23 protein-coding genes, 1 tRNA gene and 7 pseudogenes are annotated in these 26,287 nt (G+C 68.4%); 15 read left to right on the plus strand and 16 right to left on the minus strand.

Features of this window, described 5'->3' with window-relative positions; translation table 11 throughout:
* Window positions 1–73 precede the first annotated feature (73 nt).
* From ACWD3E_RS37395 to ACWD3E_RS37430, 8 genes and pseudogenes are all read right to left on the minus strand, one after another.
* Window positions 74–415, minus strand: coding sequence for a helicase associated domain-containing protein (locus tag ACWD3E_RS37395; protein WP_451391968.1), 342 nt, complete (start codon window positions 413–415; stop codon window positions 74–76).
* Window positions 412–846, minus strand: a complete 435-nt coding sequence (locus ACWD3E_RS37400; RefSeq protein ID WP_451392032.1) for a helicase associated domain-containing protein — start codon at window positions 844–846, stop codon at window positions 412–414. Before ACWD3E_RS37400 ends, ACWD3E_RS37395 begins: the two co-directional genes overlap by 4 nt.
* 18 nt (window positions 847–864) lie before the next feature.
* Window positions 865–1,023 (minus strand): annotated as a pseudogene (locus tag ACWD3E_RS37405) (hypothetical protein); the annotation flags it as partial.
* On the minus strand, window positions 981–1,304 hold the full coding sequence (locus tag ACWD3E_RS37410; protein ID WP_451392038.1) for a hypothetical protein: 324 nt from the start codon (window positions 1,302–1,304) through the stop codon (window positions 981–983). The pseudogene ACWD3E_RS37405 and the gene ACWD3E_RS37410, both read right to left, overlap by 43 nt.
* Window positions 1,305–1,541: 237 nt before the next feature.
* Window positions 1,542–1,863 (minus strand): annotated as a pseudogene (locus ACWD3E_RS37415) (transposase); the annotation flags it as partial.
* Window positions 1,864–2,157: a ribosomal protein L7/L12 gene (locus ACWD3E_RS37420; RefSeq protein WP_451391969.1), complete on the minus strand. Its 294-nt coding sequence runs from the start codon at window positions 2,155–2,157 to the stop codon at window positions 1,864–1,866.
* A gap of 382 nt (window positions 2,158–2,539) precedes the next feature.
* A complete protein-coding gene (locus ACWD3E_RS37425; RefSeq protein WP_451391970.1) occupies window positions 2,540–2,758 on the minus strand; it encodes a hypothetical protein in 219 nt (72 codons plus the stop codon).
* A gap of 138 nt (window positions 2,759–2,896) precedes the next feature.
* The gene (locus ACWD3E_RS37430) at window positions 2,897–3,520 is read right to left on the minus strand and encodes a DJ-1/PfpI family protein (protein WP_451391971.1); all 624 of its coding nucleotides are present in this window, start codon (window positions 3,518–3,520) and stop codon (window positions 2,897–2,899) included.
* An 89-nt stretch (window positions 3,521–3,609) separates the two neighbouring features.
* Between ACWD3E_RS37430 and ACWD3E_RS37435 the strand changes: the two genes are divergently transcribed.
* Both ACWD3E_RS37435 and ACWD3E_RS37440 read left to right on the plus strand, forming a co-directional pair.
* Window positions 3,610–4,947 carry an aminotransferase-like domain-containing protein gene (locus ACWD3E_RS37435; RefSeq protein WP_451391972.1) on the plus strand — a complete coding sequence of 446 codons (1,338 nt, stop codon included), beginning with the start codon at window positions 3,610–3,612 and terminating at the stop codon, window positions 4,945–4,947.
* A gap of 114 nt (window positions 4,948–5,061) precedes the next feature.
* Window positions 5,062–5,403 (plus strand): transposase, encoded by a 342-nt coding sequence (locus tag ACWD3E_RS37440; protein WP_451391973.1) that lies wholly within the window; start codon window positions 5,062–5,064, stop codon window positions 5,401–5,403.
* A 147-nt stretch (window positions 5,404–5,550) separates the two neighbouring features.
* Here the strand turns inward: ACWD3E_RS37440 and ACWD3E_RS37445 are convergent.
* Window positions 5,551–6,092, minus strand: a pseudogene (locus ACWD3E_RS37445) (hypothetical protein); the annotation flags it as partial.
* Between the two features lie 182 nt (window positions 6,093–6,274).
* Here ACWD3E_RS37445 and ACWD3E_RS37450 point away from each other — a divergent pair.
* The 6 genes and pseudogenes from ACWD3E_RS37450 to ACWD3E_RS37475 all read left to right on the plus strand — a co-directional run bounded on the left by ACWD3E_RS37450 (window position 6,275) and on the right by ACWD3E_RS37475 (window position 11,173).
* Window positions 6,275–6,347 (plus strand) — tRNA-Trp (locus tag ACWD3E_RS37450).
* Window positions 6,348–6,590: 243 nt separating this feature from the next.
* The gene (locus ACWD3E_RS37455; protein WP_451391974.1) at window positions 6,591–7,211 is read left to right on the plus strand and encodes a hypothetical protein; all 621 of its coding nucleotides are present in this window, start codon (window positions 6,591–6,593) and stop codon (window positions 7,209–7,211) included.
* Window positions 7,212–7,241: 30 nt separating this feature from the next.
* A pseudogene (locus ACWD3E_RS37460) lies at window positions 7,242–8,041 on the plus strand (IS5 family transposase).
* Window positions 8,042–8,318: 277 nt separating this feature from the next.
* Window positions 8,319–8,774 (plus strand): annotated as a pseudogene (locus ACWD3E_RS37465) (transposase family protein); the annotation flags it as partial.
* Window positions 8,775–9,089: 315 nt separating this feature from the next.
* Window positions 9,090–9,353: a hypothetical protein gene (locus ACWD3E_RS37470; RefSeq protein WP_451392039.1), complete on the plus strand. Its 264-nt coding sequence runs from the start codon at window positions 9,090–9,092 to the stop codon at window positions 9,351–9,353.
* A gap of 767 nt (window positions 9,354–10,120) precedes the next feature.
* Entirely contained in the window at window positions 10,121–11,173 is a 1,053-nt protein-coding gene (locus ACWD3E_RS37475; RefSeq protein WP_451391975.1) for a PP2C family protein-serine/threonine phosphatase, read from the plus strand.
* 686 nt (window positions 11,174–11,859) lie between these two features.
* On the opposite strand, the pseudogene ACWD3E_RS37480 reads toward ACWD3E_RS37475, so the two are convergent.
* Together ACWD3E_RS37480 and ACWD3E_RS37485 are read right to left on the minus strand one after the other, a co-directional pair.
* Window positions 11,860–13,102: pseudogene (locus tag ACWD3E_RS37480) on the minus strand (IS110 family transposase).
* Window positions 13,103–13,510: 408 nt separating this feature from the next.
* Complete coding sequence (locus tag ACWD3E_RS37485) at window positions 13,511–14,080, minus strand: DUF4232 domain-containing protein (RefSeq protein ID WP_392321723.1); 570 nt, start codon at window positions 14,078–14,080, stop codon at window positions 13,511–13,513.
* Window positions 14,081–14,553: 473 nt separating this feature from the next.
* Between ACWD3E_RS37485 and ACWD3E_RS37490 the strand changes: the two genes are divergently transcribed.
* Window positions 14,554–15,339 (plus strand): hypothetical protein, encoded by a 786-nt coding sequence (locus tag ACWD3E_RS37490; protein ID WP_451391976.1) that lies wholly within the window; start codon window positions 14,554–14,556, stop codon window positions 15,337–15,339.
* On the opposite strand, the gene ACWD3E_RS37495 is transcribed toward ACWD3E_RS37490, so the two are convergent.
* Window positions 15,280–15,711: a MarR family winged helix-turn-helix transcriptional regulator gene (locus ACWD3E_RS37495; RefSeq protein WP_451391977.1), complete on the minus strand. Its 432-nt coding sequence runs from the start codon at window positions 15,709–15,711 to the stop codon at window positions 15,280–15,282. The two genes, ACWD3E_RS37490 and ACWD3E_RS37495, sit on opposite strands and share 60 nt — an antisense overlap.
* Before the next feature lie 62 nt (window positions 15,712–15,773).
* Here ACWD3E_RS37495 and ACWD3E_RS37500 point away from each other — a divergent pair, with 62 nt between their 5' ends.
* From ACWD3E_RS37500 to ACWD3E_RS37510, 3 genes and pseudogenes are all read left to right on the plus strand, one after another.
* On the plus strand, window positions 15,774–16,535 hold the full coding sequence (locus ACWD3E_RS37500) for an alpha/beta fold hydrolase (RefSeq protein WP_451391978.1): 762 nt from the start codon (window positions 15,774–15,776) through the stop codon (window positions 16,533–16,535).
* Window positions 16,536–16,846: 311 nt separating this feature from the next.
* Window positions 16,847–17,212 (plus strand): annotated as a pseudogene (locus ACWD3E_RS37505) (Tn3 family transposase); the annotation flags it as partial.
* Window positions 17,213–17,218: 6 nt separating this feature from the next.
* On the plus strand, window positions 17,219–17,926 hold the full coding sequence (locus ACWD3E_RS37510) for a transposase (RefSeq protein WP_451392033.1): 708 nt from the start codon (window positions 17,219–17,221) through the stop codon (window positions 17,924–17,926).
* Between the two features lie 610 nt (window positions 17,927–18,536).
* Here ACWD3E_RS37510 and ACWD3E_RS37515 read toward each other — a convergent pair.
* Entirely contained in the window at window positions 18,537–19,397 is an 861-nt protein-coding gene (locus ACWD3E_RS37515; protein WP_451391979.1) for an SDR family oxidoreductase, read from the minus strand.
* An 89-nt stretch (window positions 19,398–19,486) separates the two neighbouring features.
* Between ACWD3E_RS37515 and ACWD3E_RS37520 the strand changes: the two genes are divergently transcribed.
* On the plus strand, window positions 19,487–20,215 hold the full coding sequence (locus ACWD3E_RS37520) for a TetR/AcrR family transcriptional regulator (RefSeq protein WP_451391980.1): 729 nt from the start codon (window positions 19,487–19,489) through the stop codon (window positions 20,213–20,215).
* A 161-nt stretch (window positions 20,216–20,376) separates the two neighbouring features.
* Here the strand turns inward: ACWD3E_RS37520 and ACWD3E_RS37525 are convergent, their stop codons facing one another.
* The 3 genes from ACWD3E_RS37525 to ACWD3E_RS37535 all read right to left on the minus strand — a co-directional run bounded on the left by ACWD3E_RS37525 (window position 20,377) and on the right by ACWD3E_RS37535 (window position 24,454).
* The gene (locus ACWD3E_RS37525) at window positions 20,377–21,204 is read right to left on the minus strand and encodes an IS701 family transposase (protein ID WP_451391981.1); all 828 of its coding nucleotides are present in this window, start codon (window positions 21,202–21,204) and stop codon (window positions 20,377–20,379) included.
* 427 nt (window positions 21,205–21,631) lie between these two features.
* On the minus strand, window positions 21,632–22,750 hold the full coding sequence (locus tag ACWD3E_RS37530; protein ID WP_451391982.1) for a DUF6183 family protein: 1,119 nt from the start codon (window positions 22,748–22,750) through the stop codon (window positions 21,632–21,634).
* Between the two features lie 1,212 nt (window positions 22,751–23,962).
* On the minus strand, window positions 23,963–24,454 hold the full coding sequence (locus tag ACWD3E_RS37535) for a hypothetical protein (RefSeq protein WP_451391983.1): 492 nt from the start codon (window positions 24,452–24,454) through the stop codon (window positions 23,963–23,965).
* A 78-nt stretch (window positions 24,455–24,532) separates the two neighbouring features.
* Here ACWD3E_RS37535 and ACWD3E_RS37540 point away from each other — a divergent pair, with 78 nt between their 5' ends.
* Window positions 24,533–24,943: a hypothetical protein gene (locus ACWD3E_RS37540; protein ID WP_451391984.1), complete on the plus strand. Its 411-nt coding sequence runs from the start codon at window positions 24,533–24,535 to the stop codon at window positions 24,941–24,943.
* A 163-nt stretch (window positions 24,944–25,106) separates the two neighbouring features.
* The gene (locus tag ACWD3E_RS37545) at window positions 25,107–25,394 is read left to right on the plus strand and encodes a hypothetical protein (protein ID WP_451391985.1); all 288 of its coding nucleotides are present in this window, start codon (window positions 25,107–25,109) and stop codon (window positions 25,392–25,394) included.
* The last annotated feature ends 893 nt before the right edge of the window (window positions 25,395–26,287 follow it).

Consider the following 26,287-nt stretch of genomic DNA (forward strand, 5'->3'; position numbering starts at 1 on the left):
GAGTTCACCACCGCCTGACCCATGACAGCGGGGCCGGAGAGGATCACCCGGCCCGCTGTTCGTCCGTACGCCGCTACGCGCAGCGCATCCCGATCGTGGACAGCAGCTCCACCCGCTCCGGCGCCAGCGTCGCGCCCCTGCTCCGCTGGCTCCCGATCCACGCACCCAGCTTGAGCTCCTGCCCCTCCTGGCCCTCGCCGACGATCCGTTCGACGTGCTTCCTCGGCACCTGGAGGTGCCCCGTGCGCTCGTAGAATTGCTTGGCGGCGCTGTAGTTCATGGCCCACTTGTCGGCCTGCGTACGGCGCGCGGGCGGCTTCTCGTCCTCGGCCGCAGGCTCGATCCCGACGACCTGCTCGCACAGCCACTGCTGCACGGTCGTCAGCTTGTCCCAGCCGAACCGCGCCAACCTCACCCACCGTCTGAGGTCCTCGCCCTGGGCACGACGTCGCCCGGCTCCAGCGGTAGTTCGCCGCCAGCCTCCAGGCGGAGCCGGACCAGCTGGAAGGCGCGCTGCCACTCCGCCGGCCAGGCCGGGCACCAGGAGCGGGCGATGTCCTCCAGCTGCTCGCGCCGCCCTTCCGACAGCGCCCCGGCTGCCGGCTCCACCGGCAGGCCCTCGGCACGCCGCTGTTCGAACTCGGCGGCCTTGCGCGCGGCGGCCCGCTGGTTCTTCAGCCTGATGCCCAACGGGTAACCCTGGTGGGTGACGTCCAGCGGCGCCAGCAGGTGCCCGTTCTCCTTGGCCCACCCGCGTGCGGTGGCGAGTCCTTCCTCCCAGGTGACGTCGTAGTGCGACCAGACCATGCCGAGCTTTTCCAGCTGTTCTACGCGCTCGGTATCCATGTTGCCGCGGGTGTGGAAGCGTCTGGCGTCGGCGATCCACTGGCCGAGCGGAAACCGCGCGAGCGTGGCCGGCCACTCCTCGGCCTGCGCCTTTTGGTCGTCCTTGGCGGGGACGCGGTAGGTGAACGGTACCTTCAGGTCGCCGTGGATGCGCTGGTAGATGACGGCGGCTTCGATGCCGCGTCGCGGGGTGCGCTGAACTTCAGCAGTGCCCGGGCCGGCTCTGAAAGATGGTCGCTTTGGTCGCTCTCGCCTCCCTTGCCTTCCGTCCTGCTGCGGCTTTGAACGCCTCTGACGCGGCTTGGTGCCTGCTGCTCGGCGAGCTGCTCCACCACCCGGGCGTCGTGCGCCCTGAGCGCCTCCAGCAGCTTTGCCAGCCCGCCGAACGCCCGCGAGGTCGGCATGTTGTCCGCCGTCTCGCCCGGTCCGAGCAGGACCGGCACGACCAGGCTGGCCACTTGCCCTCACCCGACTGCATCCGCAGCGCGCGGCCGACGGCTTGGACGAGGTCGGGCATGGAGCCGCGTACGTCGGTGAAGTAGACGGAGTCGCAGTTCTTGGTGTCGACGCCCTCGCCCAGCACGCGGCGCCGGTGGTTGGGTTTGTGTTCGCAGCACAGCCAGTTGGCCCGGATCTCGCGCGGGTACAGCTCGGGGTCGGCGGCGTGAGCTGGGTGTCGGTGATGTCCAGGTGCTCAGCCCGGTGCCATGTCGTGTGCCGCGGCGCGCAATCGCGGGCACGATGCCGCGTCGCGGACCTGGTCGCGGTAGATGTTGGTCGTAGCCCCGCTCGGCGAACAGCGAGTCGGGCTTGCGGCGTGGACGGCCCACGCGACCGGGAATCGGCGGGATCGTATCGAGCAAGGGCATGAGCTGGGTGACGTCGTTGCGGTTGCCGAAGGTCAGCAGGACCGCCGTGGGGTGCCGTGTCCGTCGGTGATCAGGTGGTGTTTCGAGCTGGCCTGGCCCGGCCCCGGTCGACCTGTGACGGGCCCGTCTGCTGCCCCCTGCCGAAGGCCTACTGATTCACCTCCGTGTGCGAGTCGGCACCGGCTTCGTGGAGTTCGGCCACCATGGCGGTGGCGACTTCTTCCGGTACGTTTTGGAGGATGGTCGCGGGCAGTTCGTTGATGAGGGACTTGCAGTGCCACAAACTCCGTCCAGTTCGCCTGTGGAGTAGCTTCACGATCTCGATGGCCCGGGGGCCGGAGTCGGTCAGGACTACCGTGTGCGGCGGGTCGTCGCAGACGAGCAAGAAGGATTCGCTCACCGTGTCCGATCCCTCCGTCGGTCCGCTGATGGTCTGCAGCATATGGCGAGCTCGGCGATCACGTCCTGAGGAGAATGCGCCTGCCGGGCAGATCGAGTTCGGCCCGCCGGGAGCCCATGCGTTTTCGGCTCCGCTGCCCACGGGCGTGCAGTGCGGGGCTGTCCACAGCCATGGTCAGAATCGGTTCGGGCAGGGACCTGGTGCCGCACGCCCTGTGGCGGGTGGTACGGCTGCTGTCTGCCCTGACGGGAGCCGGCCGCGTGAGAACCTGCGCCTGTCACGTGTTGAATCGCAGCTCTGCAGTGCACCGAGCTGGTAGTACCGCAAAGCCCTTGGCTGACCAGACGGATGGGCCGGTGCTGTCGAAACTCGCGACTGGAACTCCGACGGGGTCGGAGCGACGGTCGGCTGACCAGGGCATGGGCTACCAGTGCAGCGTGATGCTGCCGTCGGCGTTGATTTCCTCGCGCACCGTTGCGACATGCTGTTTCCAGGCAGGTATCTCTGCATCGGCGACTGCCCGGAGCCAGTCGGTGAAGGAGGCATAGCTGCGGACGGGGCAGGTCGGCGGGCATGCCTTCGGAGTACGACCAGACCTCGGGATCAGGCCCGGCACCTCGTATTCCTGTGCACCATGCTGCACCCCGACTCACCTGACGCCGAAGGCCGCTGGGACGACCCGTGGTCCTGACTGTGCCCCGGTCACCACCCGCAAGGCCGGGAGCCGGGTAGCTGCCCCGCCCACGCCGCAACTCAGTCTCACTGCTTGCGACTGGTTGTTTCAGACGAGCGTCGGTGTGGGAGCGGGCAGGTAGGGGGTGATGTTGCGCCACGCGCGCTCGATGTATTCCTCCTTCTCGCCGACCGGGGCGACATAGTGCAGTGCGCTTTCGGCGGCGTCGTTGCCCTCGAGGCGAGCGATGATCCAGGCGGCGAGGTAGTGCGAGGCGAGGCAACCGCCGGCGGTGGCGATGTTGTCCTTGGCGTAGAAGGGCTGGTTGAGCACTTCGACGCCGGCGGCGATGACCCAGGGCTTGGTGGTCAGGTCGGTGCAGGCGGGGATGTCGTCGAGCAAGCCGAGCTTGGCCAACACGAGAGCGCCGGAGCACTGCGCGGCGATGAGTTGGCGCGAGGGGTCCAGGCCGCGCAGGGTGTTCATGATCGCCTGGTCTTCGACGACCTCGCGCGTGGCGATGCCACTGCCGACGATGACGGCGTCAGCGGCGCACGCCTCCTCAAGGGTCGACATCTGGTCGATGACCACCCCGTTCATCGACGTCACCTTGGGGCTGGGGGTGGCGATGGTGACGCGCCAGTTGTCGGTCTTGATGCGGTTGAGCACACCGAGCGCGATCAGGGAGTCGAGCTCGTTGTAGCCCTCGAAGGTGAGGATGGCGATGTGCACGGCGGCTGTCCTTCCGGATGAGTGGGGTCCTGACGGTAAGAACACGCGAACAGGACAGTCAAAGAATTGTCATGGATACAATTCGGTGCGTGGCAGCCTCGCGGTACAAAATCCTGGTCGACGCGCTCGCATCCGACATCCGGACAGGCCGGCTCGCCGCAGGCGTGCGGCTGCCGACACACCGTGGGCTCGCCGCCCGCGAGGGCATCGCCGTGGTGACCGCGACCCGGGTGTACGCCGAGCTGGAAGCGATGGGTTTGGTAAGCCGGGAGCAGGGCCGCGGCACGTTCGTGCGTGACATCGCGGTTCCCGCCGGTCACGGCATCGATCAGCAAGTCGTCGCCGCGGATGCAGTCGACCTCAACTTCAACTATCCGTCGCTGCCCGGCCAGGCCGATCTCCTGCGGCAGGCTCTGCGAGAGGTGGCCACCTCTGGTGAACTCGACTCGCTGCTGCGCTACCAACCACATCGAGGGCGTTCCCAGGACAGGGCCTCGATCGCACGGCACCTGCGGCGTCGAGGAATCACTCCGGACGCGGATGAGATCCTCGTCGTCAGCGGTGCGCAGCACGGCCTGGCCATCACCGTCATGGCCGCGCTCAACGCCGGCGACGTCGTCGCGGTCGACGCACTCACCTACCCGGGTTTCAAGGTGCTCGCGCATGCCTTTCATCTCGACCTGGAGCCCATACCCACAACCACCGACGGGCCGGATCTCGATGCCTTCGAGAAGCTGTGCGCGACCCGCCCTGTGCGCGCGATCTACACCATGCCAACGTTGCACAACCCTCTGGGGTGGGTCATGTCAGCAACTGACCGTAGCCGTCTGATCGAGATCGCTCGGCAGCACGGTCCGCTCATCATCGAAGACGCCGCATACGCCTACCTGGTCGAGGACCCTCCACCGCCTCTGGCCGCAAGTGCACCGGACATCACCGTCTACGTCTCGGGACTGTCCAAGAGCATCGCCACCGGCCTCCGGGTCGGCTTCGTCGTCGCCCCGCCGTCCAGGGTGCCATCGCTCGAACGCGCGATTCGGGCGACCACCTGGAACACCCCGGCCCTCACCACCGCGATCGCCTGCCGCTGGCTCGAGGACGGCACGGTGGAGCACTTGGAAGCGCAGAAACGAGACGACGCCAAGGCCCGCCAAGCACTCGCCAGACAAGAACTGGCAGGCCTACCACTCATCAGCCACCCCTCGTCCTACTTCACATGGCTGAGGCTGCCCGACGACGCACGCGCCGATCGCCTGACCGCCACCCTTGCCCGTCAGCACATCTTGGTAAGCACCGCGGAGCCCTTCACCACCTCGAAGCACACACCACAGGCGCTCCGCCTCGCTCTCGGCTCGACCGATCTGGACAGTCTCCGGGCGTCGCTGCGCACAGTGCGACGAGTCGTTATCGAGGACGCCTACGCCTGAACTCCCCGCGACCAGCCGATTCCGCCCGCCCCGGCCTCTGCGGACGAAGAGCCGTCGGCGCTGCAGCGTGGTGGCCGGTCGGCCTGGGACCTGAGACTTCCCGGGCGGCCTCGTATGCGCGACGGAGCGGGGTGTGGTCGACATGCCTCGGGCAGCCTGTGGTCGGCGGGCGATACCGCCAAGGGCCGGAAAACGCCTCCCTGGCACTGGCAACGGGTAAGTGGCTTGATCAACGGGCCGAAACGGCACGTCGTGGTGGACACCCTCGGCCTGCTGCTGGCGGTGCTGGTTACCTCGGCGGACATCGGCGACCGCGCCGCCGCCCACGTCCTGTTCGCCCAGGTCGCCGCCGCGCACCACCTGCTGGCCCTGGTCTGGGCCGACGTCGGCTACAGCGGCAGCCTCGTCGAGCCTCGCCGCCCTCGCCCTGGTCCTGGCGATCGTCAGGCGCAGTGACGAGATGCGCGGCTTCGTCGTGCTGCCCAAGCAGTGGATCGTGGAGCGATTGTTTGCCCACCTGATGCGAAGCCGCCGCCTCGTGCCCGACTTCGACCGATCCACCGGCAGCGCGGAGGCGATGGTGTACTGGTCGATGCCCCTGCATGACCCGCCGCCTGGCCCGGCCACGGCCTTCGCGAGCGTGAACCGGCCCGGCGCCGACTCAGCCAGCCACCCGCGCGCTGCCAGCCGCTTCGCCTTCGAGCGCAACGCCTCGATCTTCGCGGGCGCCGGGTCCAGGCCGAAGCAGCCAGCCATCTCCTGGCACGTCAGCGGACCTTGACCGAGGCGGGCGCGGTCCGCGAGAGCCTGCACGATCCGCTGGTAGTCCGCCGACAGTACCGACCAGGCCAGGCCGCACGCCACATCGGCACCACCGATTTCGGTTTCGCCGCCTCCGAAGATGCAGGCGGCACCGGCAGTTCACCGCGATACGACGGCTCCTCGGCGGCGTCCGGGTCGGCGACGTCGCCTTCGCCCGGGGACAGCACCTCGTCGACGCGTGAACGGGCGATGACCCACTCGTTCCACTCTCGCTCGGCCACGACCAGCTCGGCCTGGATACGGTCCGCCTCCTCCCGCAGCGCGTCCACACGACGGCGAGCGGTCAGCTCACGCTTTTCCAGCAGCCCCACGACCGACGGCATCCCCGACCTCCACCAGAGCGTCGAGACGACACCTCACCGCTCCCCGAGACCGCCGACCCATTGGCACTCATGCCGCGGTCGGCGAGGTCGAAGCCCCCTCCCGCAGTCACGGCACCACGAGACTGCCCCGTCGAAATCCCGTGGAGCTCGAGTGCCGGGCGTGCCAAGCTGACCCCCATCGAAGGGGCGTAGCCCAGAGGCCAGAGCGCCGGTCTCCAAAACCGGATGCCGCAGGTTCGACTCCTGCCACCCCTGCCTCCATGGCGCCGACCGTAGCCACTTCCCTGAGGTGCGGGATCCCGATCGTCAGCGACGTCACCGTCATGGGCGAACTACACCGGATAGTGCAGCGACATCAGTGCGAATCGGCTGCGGAGCCAGCCGTCGGCGTCGTCTTGAGCCTTGGAGTCCTGTACTGGTTCGGAGAAGAACTCCCGTGCAGGTGGAGTAACCGGGTATGGCTACTGGCAGTGTTGCAGCGATGGGGTGAGGAGAGGCATGGCGGACACCAGTGCGTTGTATGGACTGTTAGGGGCCCTGGGAGGTGCTGCCGTTGCTGGCGTCGCGGCTGTCTACGGTCCGCTGCGTTTACAGAGGCAGCAAGCTGGGCTGAAGGCGGCTGAGGAACAAGCTCGTCAGCGTGAGAAGGAGATCGCTCGGCTACTTAAGATGAGAACTATGGGGCGGGTGTGGATCGATGCGCTGGAACGGGTCATCCAAGATCTGCAGACGCGCCGACCTTTGGACGTTGACCGATTCGATCAGATCATGAACCAGGCGGTCAGAGAAGCCTACGAAGCTGGACATGATCTAGCTCATGCCGACATTTGGCTCGAATCGATCAGTACACCACCACGTGGCATCCCCTCGCTTGCCGCAACTTCAGTCGGTACTGACGGATCAACGGACGTTGCCGCCTCTCAAGTTCTAGGCCGCTTACGCGATGCGACGGTTGCCGTCCGTGAAGATGTCCTGCGACGTTGCATGGGTGAGGAGACCTCCATACGCGATGAGACCTTGGAGGCCTTGGAGCTTGCCAGGGCCGCTCGGGCACAACTGAATGCGACCATTCTCGAACAGATCGAAATGATCAATGAAGGGCGGAGGCTCCGTCGGTAGCTGCCGTTGCGCAGACGACTTCACGTAGCGATTTTTAGTGAGCGTTTGGTTCGCTTATTGGATAGTTCACCCTCGAAGCCTGGCGTCAGGCCCGCAACGGCATCCGCAAGCCCACCCACGACCTGCGCGCCCTGATGAACGCCATCCTCTACGTCGACCGCACCGGGATCCCCTGGCGCTACCTGCCCCACGACTTTCCGCCCCACCAGACCGTCTACGGCTACTTCGCCCGCTGGGAAGCCGACGGCATCTTCGACCAGCTCACCGGCCTCTTACGCGGCAAAGTCCGCCAGGCCGAAGGCCGCTCGAGCGAGCCCAGCGCCTGCCTGATCGACAGTCAGAGCATCAAAACCTCCGCCACCGTCCACCTGACCAGCCAAGGCATCGACCCGGCCAAGAAAATCATCGGACGCAAGCGGCACATCGTCACCGACACACTCGGCCTCCTGCTGGCCGTCGCCGTCACCGCCGCCAGCGTCCACGACTCCGCCGCCGGCACCCAACTCCTGACCCAAGTCCGCGAGCGCCACCCCACCATCACCAAAGCCTGGGCCGACAACGGCTACAAGACCAAAGCCGTGGAAGCAGCCGCCCACCTCGGCATCGACCTCGAAATCCTCCAACGCGACCCCGCCACCCGCGGCTTCCACGTCCAGCCCCGCCGCTGGGTCATCGAACGCACCCTCGGCTGGCTCATGCACCACCGCCGCCTGGCCCGCGACTACGAAACCCACCCCCACCGATCAACCGCCATGATCCAACTGGCCGCCATCAACCTCATGACCCGCCGCCTCACCCACGAAGCCACCACCAACTGGCGCGACAGCTAAGCCAAATAAAACAGACAAGCGAGAACCAAACGCTCACTTAGTGGCCAGTGTTCGATTGCGAGCACTCGGCTCGCGTGAGACCGCGCACGCTCACTGCCGCGCAGGGGAGAATGACGCGCTCCGTCAGGTCTGGTTCTGACCCCGCGATGGAGCGTCGTGGCCGGTAACAGTTCTGGTCATGCAAGCCGAGGCATCGTTCTGGGATTCTCTCGTGTCTGCCGGGATCTATGACTTGGACGTCGAGGCGGTGACCGCCGCCTTCGGCGCGGTCGACGTTATGGCGAGAGGCCGGGCGGCTGGTGCGGCGTGTCCGGACTGTGGCCGCTTCTCCGGCCAGGTGCATGACTCCCACCAGCGCAGGCTGAAGGATCGGCCGCTCGGTGGGCAGAGCGTCGTGATCCATCTGGTGGTCCGGCGTTTCGTCTGCGGCACTGCCCATTGCCCGCGCCGCACATTCGCAGAGTCGTCTCCTGAGCTGACTTCCCCGTACGCGCGCTTCACCACGCGGCTCGACCGCGTCCTGGGGCGCTCCGGTCTCGCACTCGCCGGCCGGGCCGGCGCCCGGCTGGCCACTCGACTGGGCCTACACGCGGGCCGGATGACCTTGCTGCGCACGGTCATGGCTCTGCCGGACCCGGAACCGAGTGCGCCGCGCGTACTGGGCGTGGACGACTTCGCGATCCGCCGAGGCCAGAGCTACTCCACCGTCTTGACCTGCGGGGAAACCCATCGTGTGGTCGACGTGCTCCCGACGCGTGAGGCGGGGCCACTGGCCGCGTGGCTGACCTCCCATCCGGGTGTGGAGATCATTTGCCGGGACCGGGGTACAGGTCGCCGACCGGTTCCACTCATGGCAAGGGCTCGGGCGGGCTGTGGAGACCTGCGTCACCGCCCACCGCGAGTGCCTGCGGCGAGTGCCGGGCATGCGTCGCCGACGGCGGGCCGGACAACTACCCGGACAGCGCGTGATGGCCTTCGACTACGACGAGGCCTGGACCGAGTACGTGGTGGTGCCGGTCGCCGCGCTGTGCCGCGTCCCGGACGGGGCATGGCGCTGGAGCGGGCGACCGTGCTGGCCGGTGCTGTCTCCACGCCGTACCCCGCGGTCGTGGATACCGGCCGGGTACGGTCCGCCGAGTCGGTCGGCGTATGGGGGCTGGCAGGCGCGGGCACACGCCTGGTGCAGGCCGCTCGGCTGGTCGGTGCCGCGCCGATCATCGCGCTCGACCCGCTGCCCGCCGCCCGCGAGCGGGCCCTGGAACCCGGCGCCGACCATGCCCTGGACTCGACCGCCGAGGGGGTACTGAAATAGATCGCCGAGCTCACGGAGGGGGGGGCTGGACGTGGCCTTCGATGTCGTGGCCCGCGGCAGCACGATGACGCAGGCCAACGCCGCGCTGGGCCGCCGGAGCAGGCTCGTGCTGGTCGGTGTCTTGCCCGACCCGGTGGATCTGGGGCCAGAGGCGACGTATGCGGTGTCGCGGCACACCGCAGCGGGGCACCTGATATCGGAGCCCACCTTCAGGAACCCGTCCGCATGGTGTCCCTGAGGCGTCTCGATGTGTCCCGTTCCGTCAGCGCCGTACTGCGGCTGGTGGAGATCACCGAAGCATCCGGCGACTGGAGAGCAAGGAAGGCAACCCGGTCCGCATCGTGATCCAGCCCTGAGCCCGCGGCACCGTCCCCGTGCCCCGGGCTGCGTCGTTTCGCGGAGGCGGGCGAGGACCAGGCCGGGTTGCCCTCTTCGGCTTGTGTCCAGGTCGGGCGGCGCAAGGCATCAGCATCCTATTTTCGCAGGCCACGGGGTCGTGGCGCGCGGTAGTGATCCCGCTTGCCGTTCGGTTGGGCAGCGATGGGCGGGTGCCCGAACGGTAATGGAAGGATCGGTGATGGCGACACCTGCGCGTCACCAACGCTCACCGGGTTGTTACGGCGATAAAATTACTCAAATCGGCGGCCTGGCTTCCGGACCTAGGTTGCTGCTCGACCTGTGCAACCTTGGGGAGCGGCACGGTGGCAAGGTCTCCTGACGAACGCGGAGTCACGCACAGCGCTGGTGCGCGGGGCAGGTTGCTGCCCGTGGTGCCTGCTCTGCTGCTGTTCATCGGCCTGTTCGTCGGCCTCTTCACACCCCGCGATGTCAGGCCGGATGCCTTCCTCGCCACGGCCATGGTTTCTGCCGCCGCGCTGTTGCCCTTGTGGGGGACCGTGCTCATCGGAGTGGGCGCGTGCGCCATCTTTGTCGGCCTGATGGTGGACTTCGATGCACTGCGGGATGCGACCGCCTACTCTGAGCTGGCCAGCCTCGTGGCGATTGCGGCATTCGCCGTCTCCTTCAACCGCCTGCTTGGCCGACGCGCCCATCAGCTGGTTCAGGTCCGCTCAGTGGCCGAGACCGCCCAGCTGGCGGTGCTGCATCCGGTACCGCGGCACCTCGGGCACGTCTCGCTCGAGAGCCTGTACCTGGCCGCCGCGGCGGAAGCCCGGATCGGCGGCGACCTGTACGAGGCGATACACACCCCGCACGGCGTACGGCTGCTGATCGGCGATGTACGGGGCAAGGGCCTGCTCGCGATCCAGACGGCAGCGACGCTGCTCAGCGCCTTCCGTGAGGCCGCCCACGACGCGCCCGACCTGCCCCACCTCGCGCGCGGCCTGGAGACGAGCATGAGCCGCCACGCTTCCCAGTACCCGGGGGTCCCGGGTTCGGAGATCGCTGAACGTTTCATCACCGCTCTGCTCGCCGAGATCCCGGATGATGAACCGGTGGTCCGGACACTCACCTGCGGCCACCCGCCCCCGTTGCTGCTGCACCGCGGCGAGGTCCGGGAGCTGCAGCCCGTTGCCCCCTCGCCGCCACTCAACCTGGGCATGCTGGTGGGGGACGGGTACCACGTCGACCTCGCACCCTTCCACCCTGGAGACCAGCTCCTGCTGTACACCGACGGGGTGACTGAGACCCGCGACCGCACCGGCGCCTTCTACCCCCTCGCCGAACGCATCCGTTCATGGAGCGGCGAGGCGCCCCACCATCTCCTCGACCATCTCCACCGCGATCTGATCGCCTACAGCGGTGGTGAGCTCGACGACGACATCGCTGCCCTCGTCGTCCGCCGGCGCCCAAGCCGCTGAGCCTGAGATGAGGCTCTGACCTGCGCGGGTTTGCCGCAAATTGTTCGAGGTGGCTGAGACCGGGGGACCTTCGCGTGCCGCCAACTCATCTCGACCACTCGCTACTTGGCACCATCCGGCGGCCGCAGACCGTCGGACAGGTGCGGACCTGGCGCGTGCGGCGGCCCTGCCGCCGCAGGACGCGCGGCCTCACACCCCGTCCGGCTTCGTGTGCCGCCTGTGCCAGACCCGTTCGCGGCAGCGGGAGAGCAGTACACAGCCGAGGCTGGACGGTCGACGCCGACCGTCCACGACGTTCCGCACTCCGGGCAGTCAGTTCTCACACCGGCCGTCACCGCCTCGGCCCTCGCCCGTGCCCGCCGCATCCGGTGCCACTGCCGGGAGCGGCACGCGGTCGAACAGCACACCGCCGTCGCCTTCGCCGCCGGCATCAGCGGGCTCCCGCCTCCACGGCACAACCGCGACCCCGCATCGTCGTCCGCGGCCACGGCCGGACGCAGGGGCACTCCGCCTTTGCCCATGGCCACCGTAGGTACCGCGTCGGCCGACGCCCACCTTGTTGTGTCGGGCGCATCCGGCTGACACAACAAGCCTCTGACGCGTAAATAGCAGCAGGTCAGGGTGGTTTTGGGTAGGGGTGGGCGCTCTGTGGCCATGCTGATGGCGGGTGTTTTGGTTCTGGTCGGTCAGGCCACGCTCTCCATCGGGTTGAGGGTGACGGTGTATCCGAGCTGGTTGAGTGCGGTGATCGCCCGGCGGGTGGCCCGTTCGGGATCACGTTGGGTGAAGTAGGCGCCGCCGAGCTCCTGGTAGGGGACGTGGTCGGTGAGCATGTGCCAGATCGCGGTGATGATCGAGTGCTCGACGGCGACCAGAGCCCGCAGTGGGCCACGACGGGCGGTGAGCCGTTTGTAGCGGGCGGCGAGGTAGGTTTCCCTGTTCTCACCGCGCCGAAGGCTGCAAGGCCGAGGGCGCCTTTGAGATACGGATTTCCGGGGCGGACCTTCGTGTTCTTGGTGCGGCCGGCCGACTCGTGGTGGCCGGGGCAGACCCCGGCCCAGGAGGCGAGGTGTTTGGCGGAGGCGAACCGGCTCATGTCGCCGCCGGTCTCCGCGATGATCACTTCGGCGACGGCCTGGTTGATGCCGGGGATGGTGTCGAGCAGGTCGAGGGCGCCGCGAAAGGGGGCCATCGCCTCTTCGGTGCGTTCGCTGAGCTGGTCGATCATCGTGGTGAGCTGGTCGTACTGGTCCAGGTGGAGGCGGGTCAGGAACGCGTGGTGTTCGCGGAAGTGTCCGGTCAGGGCCTCGGTAAGTTCGGGGATCTTGTTGCGGAGCCTGCGTTTGGCCAGGTCCGCGAGGGTTTGGGGGTCGCCTTCGCCGCGGATGAGGGCTTCGAGCATGGCCCGGCCGGAGACGCCCATGATGTCGGAGGCGACCGCGGACAGTTTGATGCCGGTGTCCTCCAGCAGTTTCTCCAGCCGCTGGACCACACGGCTTCGTTCACGGGTGGCGGTGGTCCGGGCGCGGGTCAGGTCCCGCAACTCGCGCACCGGCTGAGGCGGGACGAAGGAGGGCCTCACCAGGCCGTGGGCGCCGAGCTGGGCCAGCCAGGCCGCGTCCGAGACGTCCGTCTTGCGGCCGGGCAGGTTCTTGACCTGCCGGGCGTTGACCAGGATCACGTTCAGGCCCTCGGCCAGCACGTAGTAGAACGGCTTCCAGTAGTCGAGGTCGCCTCGATCACCACCAGCGTCACCCGTGCGGCGAGCAGATGGTCCCGCAGATCCAGGACCGCGTTCGTCGTCGATCCCCACGTCGTGGTCTCGGTCGTGAAGGACCCCCACCGCTTCGAACTCGGGGTGCGGACGCACGCCTTGGCGTCCTTCTTGCTGATGTCGAGGCCGGCACAGCGTTCGTGCAGCACGTCCACGGTCTTGCTCCCTCTCTCGCCGGACGGACCCGTATGCCGTTCCGGGAGGGCCAGGGTGAATTAGGAATTCTGACGCACATGCTCACAGCAACACTCCACGGTTCCCGTGGTCGGCCCCCAGCACCACGCTGACCTGCGAGCTCACCGGCATCACAGAAGCATCGGTTTCGGCCGGAACGAGCCCCTCCAGCGTCCCGGACGGAATCAGCCCCCGTCAGGGCAGACAGAAGCACCCCCAGCGCGCCACGGGTTTTACCACGCCCCCGGCGCGCACCTTCGGTGCGCGCCGGGGGCGCACCGAAGGTGCGCTGAGTCGCTGACCTGCACTTATGTGCAGTGCCTCGTAAACGTGCAGGTCAGAGCGTTGCGGTCGTCGTGCAGGCTGCTCGATTTGTGGGGACGGTGGGGTCAGGAAGGCTTGACCGCCGAGACCGGGGTGACGGTCACCTTGTTGTCGCACTCGGCCCACACCCCGTCGTTCAGGGCGACCTGGTGCTTCCCGGAGTGCGGCAGCCCGATGACCATCGTCGGATACGTCACCGGGTCCTTGCCCGACACGCAGTAGCCGTCGGCCTCCCCCTGGACCTGCACGAAGGTCAGCTTCACCCACGCCTTGCCGTGCGGCCGGACCGTCACGGTGGCCGCCCTGCCGGTGGGGGTGACCTTGAGCGGGGTGTTGTGGGCGGGGGAGCCGTTGCCGGCGCCCGCGACCGTCGGATGGCCCTTCAGGACGCACGTCTTCCGGGAGACGTTGGTGAACTGCACGACCGCCGCCCCGGTCCCGGTCCCGACGGGCCGGTGGACGGCCTGCCAGGCGCTGACCTGGAGGGCGGAGGCCGGGCAGGCGGGCGGCGGGGTGGAGGTGGTGGTGCTCGCCGCCATGGCGGTGCCGGGCAGGATGCCGGTCACCGCCGCCGCGACGGCCGTGACCGCCGTCGTCGCCAGAGCCGCCCTGCGAATGCCGTTGCTGTGACGCATGCTGTGTCGTCCCCCTGAGTCGTCTCGTCCGCGGGTTTCGGTCGTCGGTTGTTGCCCCGCGGTACGCGTGGTCGTGGTACGTGAGTGCAGACGGGGCGGGAGAGCGGCAGGGTTCCGTGCGGCGACCACTTGTGACGGAACGGTGACGACAGGCTGCACCCGTGCAGATGGCCGTCAAGGCAGACAGAAGCACCTCCAGCGCGCCACGGGTTTTACCACGCCCCCGGCGCGCACCGAAGGTGCGCTGACTCGCTGACCTGCACTGACAAACACTCAAGTTGTCGTGCAAGAACTCGACACAGCTTCTGGCCCTGGAGGATTGGTGTGGTGCAGGTGATCGTCTTGTGTAGAGCGGCGATGGCCAGGCCTGTGGGTGCCGACAGTCCTGTCACCTACGCTGAGCTGCGATTTGGGGGTCATGATGTGATCACGTCGAAGGGACTCGTGGCCCCGTCGGCGCACGTTTGGGAGTCGTGACGTTCCGTCTGGTCTGCCGATTCGGCTGCCTGCTGCTCGGCTGGCTGCGCCTGCTGGCGCGGTCCTTTACGGCCAAGGAAGTCGAGATACTGGTGCTCCGGCACCAGCTGGCTGTCCTGCAGCGCAGCAGCCCCAAGCCCGCCTTCGGCGGCGCGGACCGCGCGGTGCTCGCAGCCTTGCTCCGGCTGCTGAGTAAGCGTCGCCGTTCGGCGCTGAGGCTGCTGGTCACCCCACGTACCGTGCTGCGCTGGCACGCGAGGCTGGTCGCGAAGAAGTGGACCTGTCCGCACCGAGGCCCGGGCCGCCCGGCCAAGCTCGAGGCACTGCGCGCCCTGGTGCTGTGCCTGGCCCGCGAGAACGACGGATGGGGGTATCGCCGGATCCACGGCGAACTGCTCAACCTGGGCTGGAAGGTCGCCGCCTTGACCGTCTGGGAGATCTTGCAGCGGGCCGGGGCCGCTCCGGCATCCCAGCGGGCCAGCCGCTCCTGGGCGAAGTTCCTCACCGCCCAGGGCCAGGGGATCCTCGCCGTCGACATCCTCCACGTGGACACGGTCTTCCTGCGGCGCCTGTTCGTCCTGTTCTTCATCGAGTACGGCACCCGGAGGGTGCACATCGGCGGCGGCACCCGCAATGCACCGCCGAACGGGCGGCCCAGCAGGCCCGCAACCTGCTGCCTTTCGGGGTGGCGTTTGGCTGTGAACGATGGGTGCCCACGCATGTCAGGTGACGCTGTCACCGCCCGGCCCGCCCGCGAGTTTCTGCAGCAGACGCAGCAGTGACGCCCGGTCTGCTGCTGTCAGCCTTTGGAAGCACTCCGTGAGCGCAGAGTCCGCCACCTCGTGTCCCGCCCGCAGCACTTGTCTCCCCGCGGTCGTGAGGTGGTGCTCGATGCGCCGGCCGTGACCCTTGCGCCGCTCCACCAGGCCCTGCGCCACCAACCGGCCCGCGAGCGTACCGAACGCCTGCTCGCTCTGAAACGTCGTCGCGGCCAGTTCCCGTGCGCTGGCCCCCGGCGCATTGTCGATCGCGCGGAGGGCGTCCCACTGGGCCAGTGTGCTGCCGACGGACGCGAGGTGCGTGTCGAGGGAGCGGTGCTGTCGATACTGGGCGGCCTTCACGGCCCTCCCGAGGGTCTGCAGGTCAGCGGCCATGCGAGCAGACTAGCACGGCGACTAAGCTTGTTTAGCTAAATATCCTTAGTTACAGTCGTGGCATGACTCCTGAACTCGCGCTCGCCGCATCCGGACCTGCCGCCGGCCGCCCCGTCCTCGTTCTGCACGGTGGCGGCGGCCCCGCCACCGTCGCCCCCATCGCCGAACACTTCGCCGCGACCGCTCTCGCCCTGCTCCCCACCCATCCGGGCTGGAACGGCACTCCGCGCCCCGATGGCGTCACCCGCGTAGCCGACCTCGCCGCCGGCTACCTCCGGCTCCTGCGCGACCGGCGTCTGTCCGACGTGCTGGTCGTGGGGTCCTCGCTCGGCGGATGGATCGGTGCGGAGATGGCGGCCGCCGACACGGAGGGGCTGATGAGCGGGCTCGCCCTGGTGAACGCGGTCGGCATCGAGGTCGAGGAGGAACCGGTGCGCGACTTCTTCGCACTCGACGCCCGGGGTGTCGCCACATACGCGTACTACGACTCGGAGCGCTTCTACGTCGCTCCGGAGGCTTTGCCGGCCGAGCGGCGTGCGGCAATGGCGGCCAATATGGCGGCCCTGCGTCTCTTCTCCGGCGGCCCTGCGATGGCGGACCCCACCCTGCGGGCGCGTCTCGCACATGTCACCGTGCCGACGCTCGTGTTGTGGGGAGAGGCCGATCGCATCGTCACCCCCGCCTACGGATCGGCCTACGCCGCGGCATTCGAGAACGCCCGCTATGTGACGGTGCCGCAAGCCGGCCACCTGCCCCATCTGGAACAGCCGGAGCGCACCTTCGCCCTGCTGGACGCCTTCGCCGCCGAGACGATCCGCAGCTAGTGTCCCGAGTCGGAGATTCGTCGGTAGTACGCGGCTACTTTGTCGAGGATCTCGTTGGCTGTCTCTTCGTCCAGACGAAGGGCCGGGGGTGCTCGTTTCGGTCGGTGAGCCAGGACACTCCACCTGAAGGAGAAGCCCGACCCGTCGGCCCCGGCCCCGGGCCCGGCGGCAAGGTCCGGCGCGCGGCGCCGGCGTGGCCGCAGCTGGTGCTGTGCTGACGCTCCGGTGTGCGACTTCGCCGCCACCCCTCAGTCGGTCAGCTGTGCGCGGCGTTCTCTACGGAGTGATCGGGCGTGCCGATCGCTCAGTCGGATTGGATGTCTTTGTTCGGCCGCGAGAGCCGCCCCATCCCGCTGGGGCAGGCGTTTGCCGAGTACGGGCGCATCGCCAAGACCGAACACCTGCTCCGCGTCGTCGACCCGGTCGACGAAACCTACCGTTGGCAGATGAACCGGCAGCTCACCGTCCAGGAGTCGCGCCACAAGCTCGCCCGGGACGTGTGCCACGGCAAGCGCGGCACCATCCACCAGGCGTACCGGGACGGGATGGAGGACCAGCTCGGCGCGCTCGGCTTGGTACTGAACGCGGTGGTCCTTCGGACTGCGCACTACATCGACGCCGCGGTGGCCGAGCTGCGGGGTGAGGGCCACGAGGTCCGGGATGAGGCCCTGGCGCGGATGGCGATGACGACGGCGGCTTGGACGGTGCACGGCGACCGGCGTAGTGCCGCGGTCCTGGGAAGGCTACTTGGACTAGCCTTCCGGAGAGGTCGCCGATACGGCAACCCTCTGGTCGACATCGAGACTGGCCGTCCTGTCGACATGCTGCCCGACCGGTCCTCCGAGACGCTCGCGGCCTGGCTCACCGACCACCCCGGTGTCGAGATCGTGTGCCGTGACCGGGCCGCTGCCTACACCCGCGCGATCAAGGAAGCCGCCCCGCACGCCATGGAGATTGCCGACCGCTGGCACCTGCTCCCAAATCTGTCGTCCGCGGTCGAGAAGGCATGCCACCAGCACCGCGGCTGCCGGCGAAAACGCCTGGAAGACGAACAGCTCCCGACCGTGGAGGTGCCGGACGTACCTCCGGTGCTGCTGCTCGCGGAGCTGCCACGCACGTCCATGGCGGAACGCACCCGCCACCGCCATGCCGATGTGCACCGGATGCTGGAACGAGGCTGGACGATCAGCGCCATCGGCCGCCACCTGGGCTTGGACCGCAAAACCGTCCGCCGGTCCAAGAACACCGACCTCGACGTCCTGCTCTCCTCTGCCCAGGACCGCCAGCGGCGCGCAGCTCTTCCAGGAGATCCGCGAATGCGGCTATCACGGGAGCGTCCAAGTCGTCCGCAATCACCTCGCCGCCCTGAAGACTGGCACTGCCGAGCCTGATGTGCTCCGGGTCTGGTGGAGTCACTTTGCTGGACAGATGATGCTCCAGACACCCAAGGTGGCTTCTCTGCCCCGCAGTTATCCGGCCGAGTTCCGGCGCATGGTCCTCGATCTCGTCGAAGCCGGCCGGCCGATCCGGCAGATCGCCCACGATTTGGCATCAGCGAGCAGACGTTCTACGTCTGGCGCCGCCAGCACCTCATCGACATCGAACGGCTGCCCGGACCGACGAGCGAGGACCAGGCCGAACTCGTAGCTGCACGCCGACGGATCGCCGAACTGGAGGCGGAACTGGCCATCCACCGTCGGGCAGCGGAGCTGATGGGCAAGCTGGTGCCCCCAAAAGACGGTTCGAGGCCGTCGCGGTAATGGCCGATGAGGGCATGTCCGTCCAGTTGGCGAACCTCGCCTTCGTCGAAGAGCGCGGCGGCGAGGCCGATGCGGGCATGGGGGTGGGGCACGGGAAACCTCTGGGATGGTGCGGAATCTGATGCGGAGCCTGGGTTTGTGCCCGAGGCCGCCGATCTGGTGATCGACGGCCTCGGGCGACAGAGGACGAGCCTTTGTGGGTGGTGAGTCAGGCCGGGGCCGTCTGCGCGCCCCACTGGATCTATTCGGCCCAGGCACGCTCCAGCTGGGTGCGGAAGGTGGCGGGCTCTCGCCCGATCAACTCGGCTAGCGTGGGGTCGACAGCGGTGAACTCGCCATTCCGCGCCGCGGCGAAGATGCTCAGCATCAGGTCGGCGATCGGGGCCGGGGCGCCGTGCGCCAGGACCTGCTCGCGGAAGGCGTCGTCGGGGACGACGGTGCGGGTGAAGGGCCGTCCGGTGGTCTGGGACGCGATCTCGGCGACGGTGTCGAAGTCGAGCGCCGCCGGGCCGGTGAGCGGCGGGGTGGGCCCCTCGAAGCGGGCCTCCTCGGCGAGGATCACCGCGGTGGCCTCGGCGAGGTCGTCGTGGCCGGTCCAGGCGACGGGGCCGTCGGCGGGGAGGGCAATGTCGCCGGTGTGGCGGGTGGACTCCAGGAACTGCAGGGCGCTGGAGGCGTAGAAGCCGTTGCGCAGCGCGGTCCAGGGCAGGCCGGTGGCGCTCAGCAGATCCTCGGTCTGGGCGTGGTCGCGGCATGCCTGGAAGCGGGCGTCGTGGGCGGCGCCCATCTGGCTGGTGTAGAGGATGCGGCCGACGCCGGCCTGCATGGCGGCGTCGATGGCGGCGCGGTGGCCGCTGACGCACTCCTGGCCCGTGCGGTCGAGGGAGACGAGGAGCAGTTGCTCGGCGCCCTCGAAGGAGTGCACGAGCGAGGCGGGGTCGTCGAAGCTGCCCTGCCGGACGCGGACGCCGCGGCCGGCGAGGTCCTGGGCCTTGTGGGGGTCGCGGACGCTGACGCCGACGCGGTCGGCGGGGACGCGCTCCAGGAGGCGCTCGACGGTGCGGCGCCCAAGCTTTCCGGTGGCTCCGGTCACGATGATCATTGGGTTCTCCCGACGCTGTTTCCGCTGGAATCACTTCAACGGTAACACTGGAAATTCCGATGGAATCAAATCCTCGGTACCATCGGTTCATGGCTACGCGCGACTCAACCGACAGCCCTCGGCGCCGTATCGTCGAGGCAGCCGTCGAGCTGCTGGAGAACGGCGGTCCTGACGCGGTGAGCACCCGCGCGGTCGCTGCCGCGGCCGGAATGCAGCCGCCAGCGATCTACCGCCTCTTCGGCGACAAGGAGGGGCTCCTTGAGGCCGTCGCCGAGCACGGCTACGCGCAGTTCCTGGAGAAAAAGCGCGCGCAGCTCGAACCCGCCCCGCAGGACCCGGTGGAGGAGCTGCGCCGTGGCTGGGACATGGTGGTCGAGTTCGGGGTCTCCCGCCCCGAGTTGTTCGCGGTGATGAACCGGGCGACCGGCCGAGGATCGGACGCAGCACACCGCGCGGGCTTGGAGATCCTCCATGGGCGGGTGCGTCGGCTGGCGGCCGGGGGGTGGCTGCGGGTCGACGAGGAGCTGGCCGCCCAGATCATCCAGGCAACCGGCCAGGGCGCGGTCACCACCTGGCACTCCACCCCCGTGGACCGCCGCAATCCGGCGCTGTTGACCGTCCTGCGCGAGTCCATGGTCGCGGCCGTCACCCGCGCCGAGCCGGCGGTCCCCGCCGCGGAGTCCGGTCCCGCCGCGGCGGCCCGCGCGCTGCGCGCCGCCCTCCCCGACGACGCCGATGTCCTGAGCGACGCCGAGCAGCGCCTGCTGCGTGAGTGGCTCACGCGCCTGGCGGCGGACGGTGGCGCGCCGCATGCCTGATCGCGCGTCAGGCGCCCTCGTGCAGGTTGAACCTCCCGAGGAGAGATCGTGCGATGAAGCGGCGTCCACGAGATGAGACAGTGGGCGACCACACGGCTCCGGCTGGCTTCCCCTCGCCCATAACGCGCCGCCAACCTTGATCACGTCTCCGCCGCCCACTGTTAACAACACTCGTGGTCAATACACCTAGTTGTCTGGGAGGCGGCTTGTCGCCGGTAATGGCTGATCTGTGATCGTGCCTGGTGGCGGCGTCGCCAGTCGGACCAGCCGAGCCGGTGGGCAAGGCCGCGGAAGGGCCGGACGGCGACGGTGAGGAACAGGCGCTGGATCTCGTTGCAGGTCAGTGGGATGAGGCCGTCCGGACCCGTCCGGTGGATGTGTTCGTCGGCGCGGACGACGGCGAGGAAAGCGTGGGCGAGCGTGGAGAGGGTGACCCAGCGGCTCCGGGAAGGGTAGCGGCGGACCTGGTGCTCATCGAGCCCGGCCAGGCCCTTCTCGGCCTGGAAAGTCTCCTCCACCCGCCACCGGGAGCCCGCCGCCTTGACCAGGGTGCTCAGCGGGACCGATACGGTTGCGTGGCCGCGGTAGTAGGCGAGTTCGCCGGTGATACGGTTGCGGCGGATCAGCAGTTCACGGTGGCCCGGTCCCGGGTCGGCGAGGTCGATGACGGCCCAGTCGTAGAGACGTTGTCCCTTCGCTCCGCGTCCGGCGGGCAGCTGCTGCCAGGCCCGCTTGGGTAGCTTTGCAGCCAGTGCGTAGGCGCGGAACTTCCCCGCGTCAGTGGCCACTTCGGCCGAGCAAGCCACCGCGAGCACATAGCCCAGGCCGCGTTCCTCCAGAGCCGCCCGCAGCTTCGGGTTGCCGCCATGGACCTCGTCGCCGGTCACCCAGTCCACGTGGTGCCCGGCGTCCAGGAACCGTTCGATCATCGCGGAGGCAAGCCGGTGAGGCTGCCTTCCGCCGCCAGCCGCGTCCCGGCTGGCGCGCACATGGGCCCGGTGTCAGCCAGCCCTGGTGTGTACCGGCACCCTGGTGCGGCGGCGCGAAACGGGTGCGCTCGGCTGCCGAGGTGCTGTTTCGGCAGCTGGCACGGCCGGGCGGTCGGGACCGCCGAGCGGCTGATGGGCGTGAAGCTCGGCGTCGTACGAGGAAGCCTTGGGCGTGTGGGGCGGAGGTGCATGGGAAGACGCCGGGCACCCAGCGGGCGGGGCATGGCGGTCCTGCCGGCGGGTCGGATGTGAGAGCAGATGGCCCCGGTCCGGAACGAGGCCCCGGGGCCGTGCACCGGTCAGATCTGCAGGATCAGCGCCTCCACCTGCCTGAGCGTGGTCACGCTGACCTGTGCGGCTTCCCGGGCCTTCGCCAGCTCTTCCATCCACTCGATCTGCTGCTCGGCCGGCAGCGATTCCTCGCCTACTAGTCGGTGTCCGTCGCTGCCAGCACGGCTATCCGGCGGCGGTCAGGGGAGAGCGCGGCGATGCCGTAGTCGGAGCCGATGTCGTTGTGGAACCACTCTGCGGCGGCTTCGAAGTGGAACCACGTACTCTGCAGAACGTGCTGCTCCACCTCCGGCGCGGTCGCGTCTGCCGGAGCGCCGCTGAGGGCCGCCATCGAGCGCCATGCCCACAGCCTTCCGAAGGCACCGTGCACGCCCGAGCTGTACATGCCTCCCATCGAGGCGGTTTCGAACAGCAGATGCCAGACGTCCTTCATCGGGCGGACTGCGATCTCGAAACGATCCGTCGGGCCGAGTCCGTCCATGCAGGCCATGGGCAGCGTCGGGAGCAGGGCGGGCACCTGGTCGGGCGTGATGGCCTCGTCCAGCAGGAAGACCCAGGCTGCGCAGGCACCCCAGTCGCCTGCCTGCGGAGCAGCGACGATCGTCTCGTACACGTCGACAGTGGCGACGTTGCGGAGGGCGGACGGTTCGGACGAGCGTGGTGTGGGCGGATCCATCCGGCCCGTGGTGGGCAGCTGGGACGACACTCCGCTGGCGGAGCCGCGCAAGGAACGGCTGGGAAATTTCACGCCGGCTTCGAAGTCGCGGCGATGTGTCGGAAGCCAGGCCAGAGGGTGCCAGCCGGGTCGTACAAGAGTCCAGTCCCGCAGGGGCCCGTGGGTGTCGGTGTCCGCGCCGCGGAGCAGCAGCTCGTGGTAGAGGCAGGCGCGCAGTTCGTCCAGCTTCTTCCACTCACGCCGGTCGAAGACGGTGGCGACCAGGTCGGGGACCCGCTGATGCTCTGCGAGGAGCGAGGCGACGAAGGGAGTCCGCAGGTCGGGGTGCGTTCCTGTGGGGGGTTTGTCCTCGAGGAGCCGCAGCAGTTGCGTCAGGCTGTCGTGGCCGGGCGTGAGCGCGAGCACACGTATGACGTGGGCGAGTTGGCGTTCGTAGGCCCGCACTTGTTCGCGGGCGGCGGCGTGCCGGTCGGCCAGCTCTGACCCCAGCCTGCGCACGAACGAGGTGTCACCTTGCGCGGCGCGCTGCTCGGCCTGGCTCCATACGAGGCGGGCCAGATTCTCCTCGGGCTCTTCCATGATCCTTAACTCTAGGCTGACATGCTGTGCGGGCGGCCGTCTCGTCCCGACACCGGGTCAGCGCATCGTGCCACAGGGGAGTTCGGGTTGGCTTTGAACGCTGACATCGGTGAAGGAGGGTGACGCGGCTCGCATGCCGTCATGCAGCCGGCAGCGGGGCGCCCACACGATGTGATCCACCCGCGGGCGGCCGAAGTGGCGAGCGTCCCGCCCGCCGAGGGCCGAGAACAAATGGTGCACTGCCTCGCTGGTCCGTCCGCGTTCGAGATCGTGGACAGTTCCGGACGGATGCCGCTGCCTGCGGTGTCGCTGCTGGAGACGCTCCCGCAGCCGGCGCTGGAAAAGGCCCTGTGGTGGGAAGATCACGTCCTGGAGGTGCTGCACGGCTGGCACCGGAGGCCCCCCCGGGACTCACAGCCGAAGCCGGAGTACAACGCTGCGCGGTCACTGACCGCGCGAGACCGGGCGAAGGTGGCTGAGCTGACCGCGGCGGGACACAAGGTCAGCGTCAGCACGGTGGGCAACTACCGCCGCCGCTATGAAACCGACGGGTTGGCGGGGCTGGTGGACCGTCGTGAGGGGTCGGCCGCGCATGAATGGGCGGACGACCAGGTGTGGACTTTCGCCCGGGTGCGCACGCTGATCGGGCGGAAGTTCCACATCTGGACCTGCCGCCGCTGCATCACCCACGTCAACACGTCCACCACCTGCGGGCTCCTCCCGTGCGACCATCCCGGGGAGAGTACGAGGCTACGGCGGCCTGGAGCCTGGATTCGGCCGAACTACCCGCACGGCAAACGATCCCCTGCTAGCGATCACCCGCTGACCAGTACCAGCGCTGGACCTCGGCGTTGGTCAGCACGAGCAGGGCGCGTAAGAGTCTGGTTGACCACTGCTCCCGCCGACAGCACGCTCGGCGGGAGCACCCGGTGCGAGGCCCTGGGCAAGGTCGGTCCACTCGGCGGCTGTCAGCCGTTCCTGCCGGTCGGTCTCAGTGGTCAGTTGTCCCCGAGTGCCGGCTTGATGCCGAAGCCGACGAGTACCGAGCCGGGTTTCGCGTCGATGACCCGCTGCACCGAGCCGCGGTTGAGGACAGACGATGACCGGCACGGTCGGCCGGGACGACGGGCGCACAGACCAAGAAGCGAGCGAGTGCCTGCCCACACAGTTGAACGACTCCTTGCATCGGCCGCGGATGTATGGCGATGAGGATCAAGACAGCAAGCGGATATTGGGGGACTGCACGCTGCTGGCGAGAGGGCGGGCACAGTCGGTACAGGCTTGGCTCACGGGGCGAACCATGTTGCTCTGGATACTGAACGCTTCGGCCTGCTGCGATTCTGGGCAGCGGTATCCCAGGTACAGCCGGACCCATGGCGCGCGCGTCAGCGCGGCCGCTGGCTGGTCCCGCTTGATGTCATGGAACGGCGCCCACCAATAGTCCACGACAGCCCGGAGCACTGTCCTCTCCTGCCCGTCAGTGACGTCGAAGGCGGCGACACGGGCCGCAGCCGGGTGCTCCGCTCTCTGACTGCCTGAACAAACCGCGCATTCATCGCCATATCGGAAGTGTGTAGTGCGCCCGGTGCGCGCACAGGTGAAGCAATCCAAACTCAGGTCCAGCTTCTTCTGCCAGTGGAGGTTGTGGAAGACCTCACCTCGGAGAGGCACTGTCAGCTCGGCGGTGATCTCAACGGTTCGCATCACTGTTCGATCCTCACAGATGGGAGGCTGAGCGGGCAGGCTCTGTCCAGCGGATCAAGGCGGCATAGGCTCCAGGACATGCACAGCACCCTGACGGAGCACGCCCGGTGTCTCTACGGAGACGAGTACCGTCCTACGCCAAAGTGCGACGGCGACCACCAGGAACACTACTTCGTTGAAGAGCTGACCTTCGCTGACGCGGATTCAATCCTCGCCATGCTGCGTGAGCTGTGCCCGCACGTGGTCGACGGCCAGCTGCCGGTCTGGGTTCGCAACCTGGCCTATCGACTGGTGCTCCTGCAGCGACCGGACGAGCCGGCTCTGCTACGAGAAGCCGCCGAGAACCTCTGGCTGCATGGACCGGACTGGGATGACATCGCGGCAGACCTGAAGCGGCGGGCCGACGTGCTGGAAACGGAGTGCGCGGACACCATGTCCACCAACTCCAACATAGGCAAGCGAGGAGGGAATAGTGCACAGTCGGAATAACCCCCTCCCGCCAGTAGTCAAGCACATGCGGCGAGGATGCCTTCACATCCAACGGGACGAAGACGCACCCCCTACCGCTGGCGGGTGCACAGCCTGGCCTTCAGAGGAGAGGACGACACCGCCGGCATCCCAGCGACCTGGGTCGTCGGGGAACCCGTCGCCCATGCGGTCACCACGCTGGAAGCACTCCTGCCAGACAGCCTCGACTTCCTCTTCGCCCGGATCCCGCAAGGGCACCCAGCTCGCGCTCGGCACGACGACCACCAACAAGAGCCTCGACGAGTTCGCCGTGTTCGTGAACCAGCTCTGCCACGACCACGACCACGACCGCGGGGACGTTCTCCCAGCCGGCCCCGGCCACACCTTCCGGCTCAGGACCGGCGACTTTCGCCGCGCCCTGGCCTTGTTCATCGCCCGTCACCCCAGAGGCGTCATCGCGCGCGCCTTCTGATATCGCCACCACGGGATGGTCCCAAGTTCCAGCTGTCGTGGACGGGAGCTCGTGGTCTGCTTTCCGTACCCACGGGGATGGTCCCGCACCCTCGCAAGCTGCTGGCCCCGACGGCTCCCCGGTCCTGGGGTCGGACGCGTGACCCACAAGGGGGTCGGACTCGAGCACCTTGGCAGCCGCGCGATTGGCGCGAGCCGCGCGTGTGTTGCCTTCGGCCGACCTGGAGCGGGTGCGGCCGGCGGTGGACGTCCAGCGGCGGGCGGCGGCGCTCGTCGTACGCGGCGAGCGGGTCACCGGCGTCGCTGCGGGTATCGGCGCCCGACGGCTGGTTCGGCGGTCCGGGTCGGGAGTGCTTGCCTATGAGTCCGATGCTCTCAGGTCGCGACGGTGGTTGGCCGGAGTCGACGTCATGGCCGGCTCGGTGGCTACCCTCACCCCGCGCGAGGGCCGGTGGGAGGCGCGCCCGGGCGGTGCGGGTAATCGCCTTGTTGAAGACGCGTGGTCCGGCGATGCTGGGCCGATGCGCCGGCTGCATGCCTTGGTGAGATGCGACAGGTCAGGGGTGCTGCTGGGGCGACGGAGTGTGGACGCCCTGATCGGCCGGCCGACGCTGTGCCGCATCCGAACGAAGTGGCTTGCGGCCGGGGGCCGAAGGCTGGGAGGCGGATGTGGCTTGCGGGCGGGTCCTCGCCCGCCGGGCCGCGCTCTAGACTGCGACCGATCCGAAATCTGGCGATCCTTTGGAGGGTGTGCAGGATGAACCGAGCTCTCATGACCGCATTGGCGGCAGCAGCGTTGGTCGCGTCCGGGGGCAGCACCACGGCCTCCGCTTCCGATGCCCCGCCGCGAACCACGCACGGTCCTTGCCAGTACACCCAGACCCCGGACGAGCC

Source organism: Streptomyces sp. NPDC002676 (genome assembly GCF_053592455.1).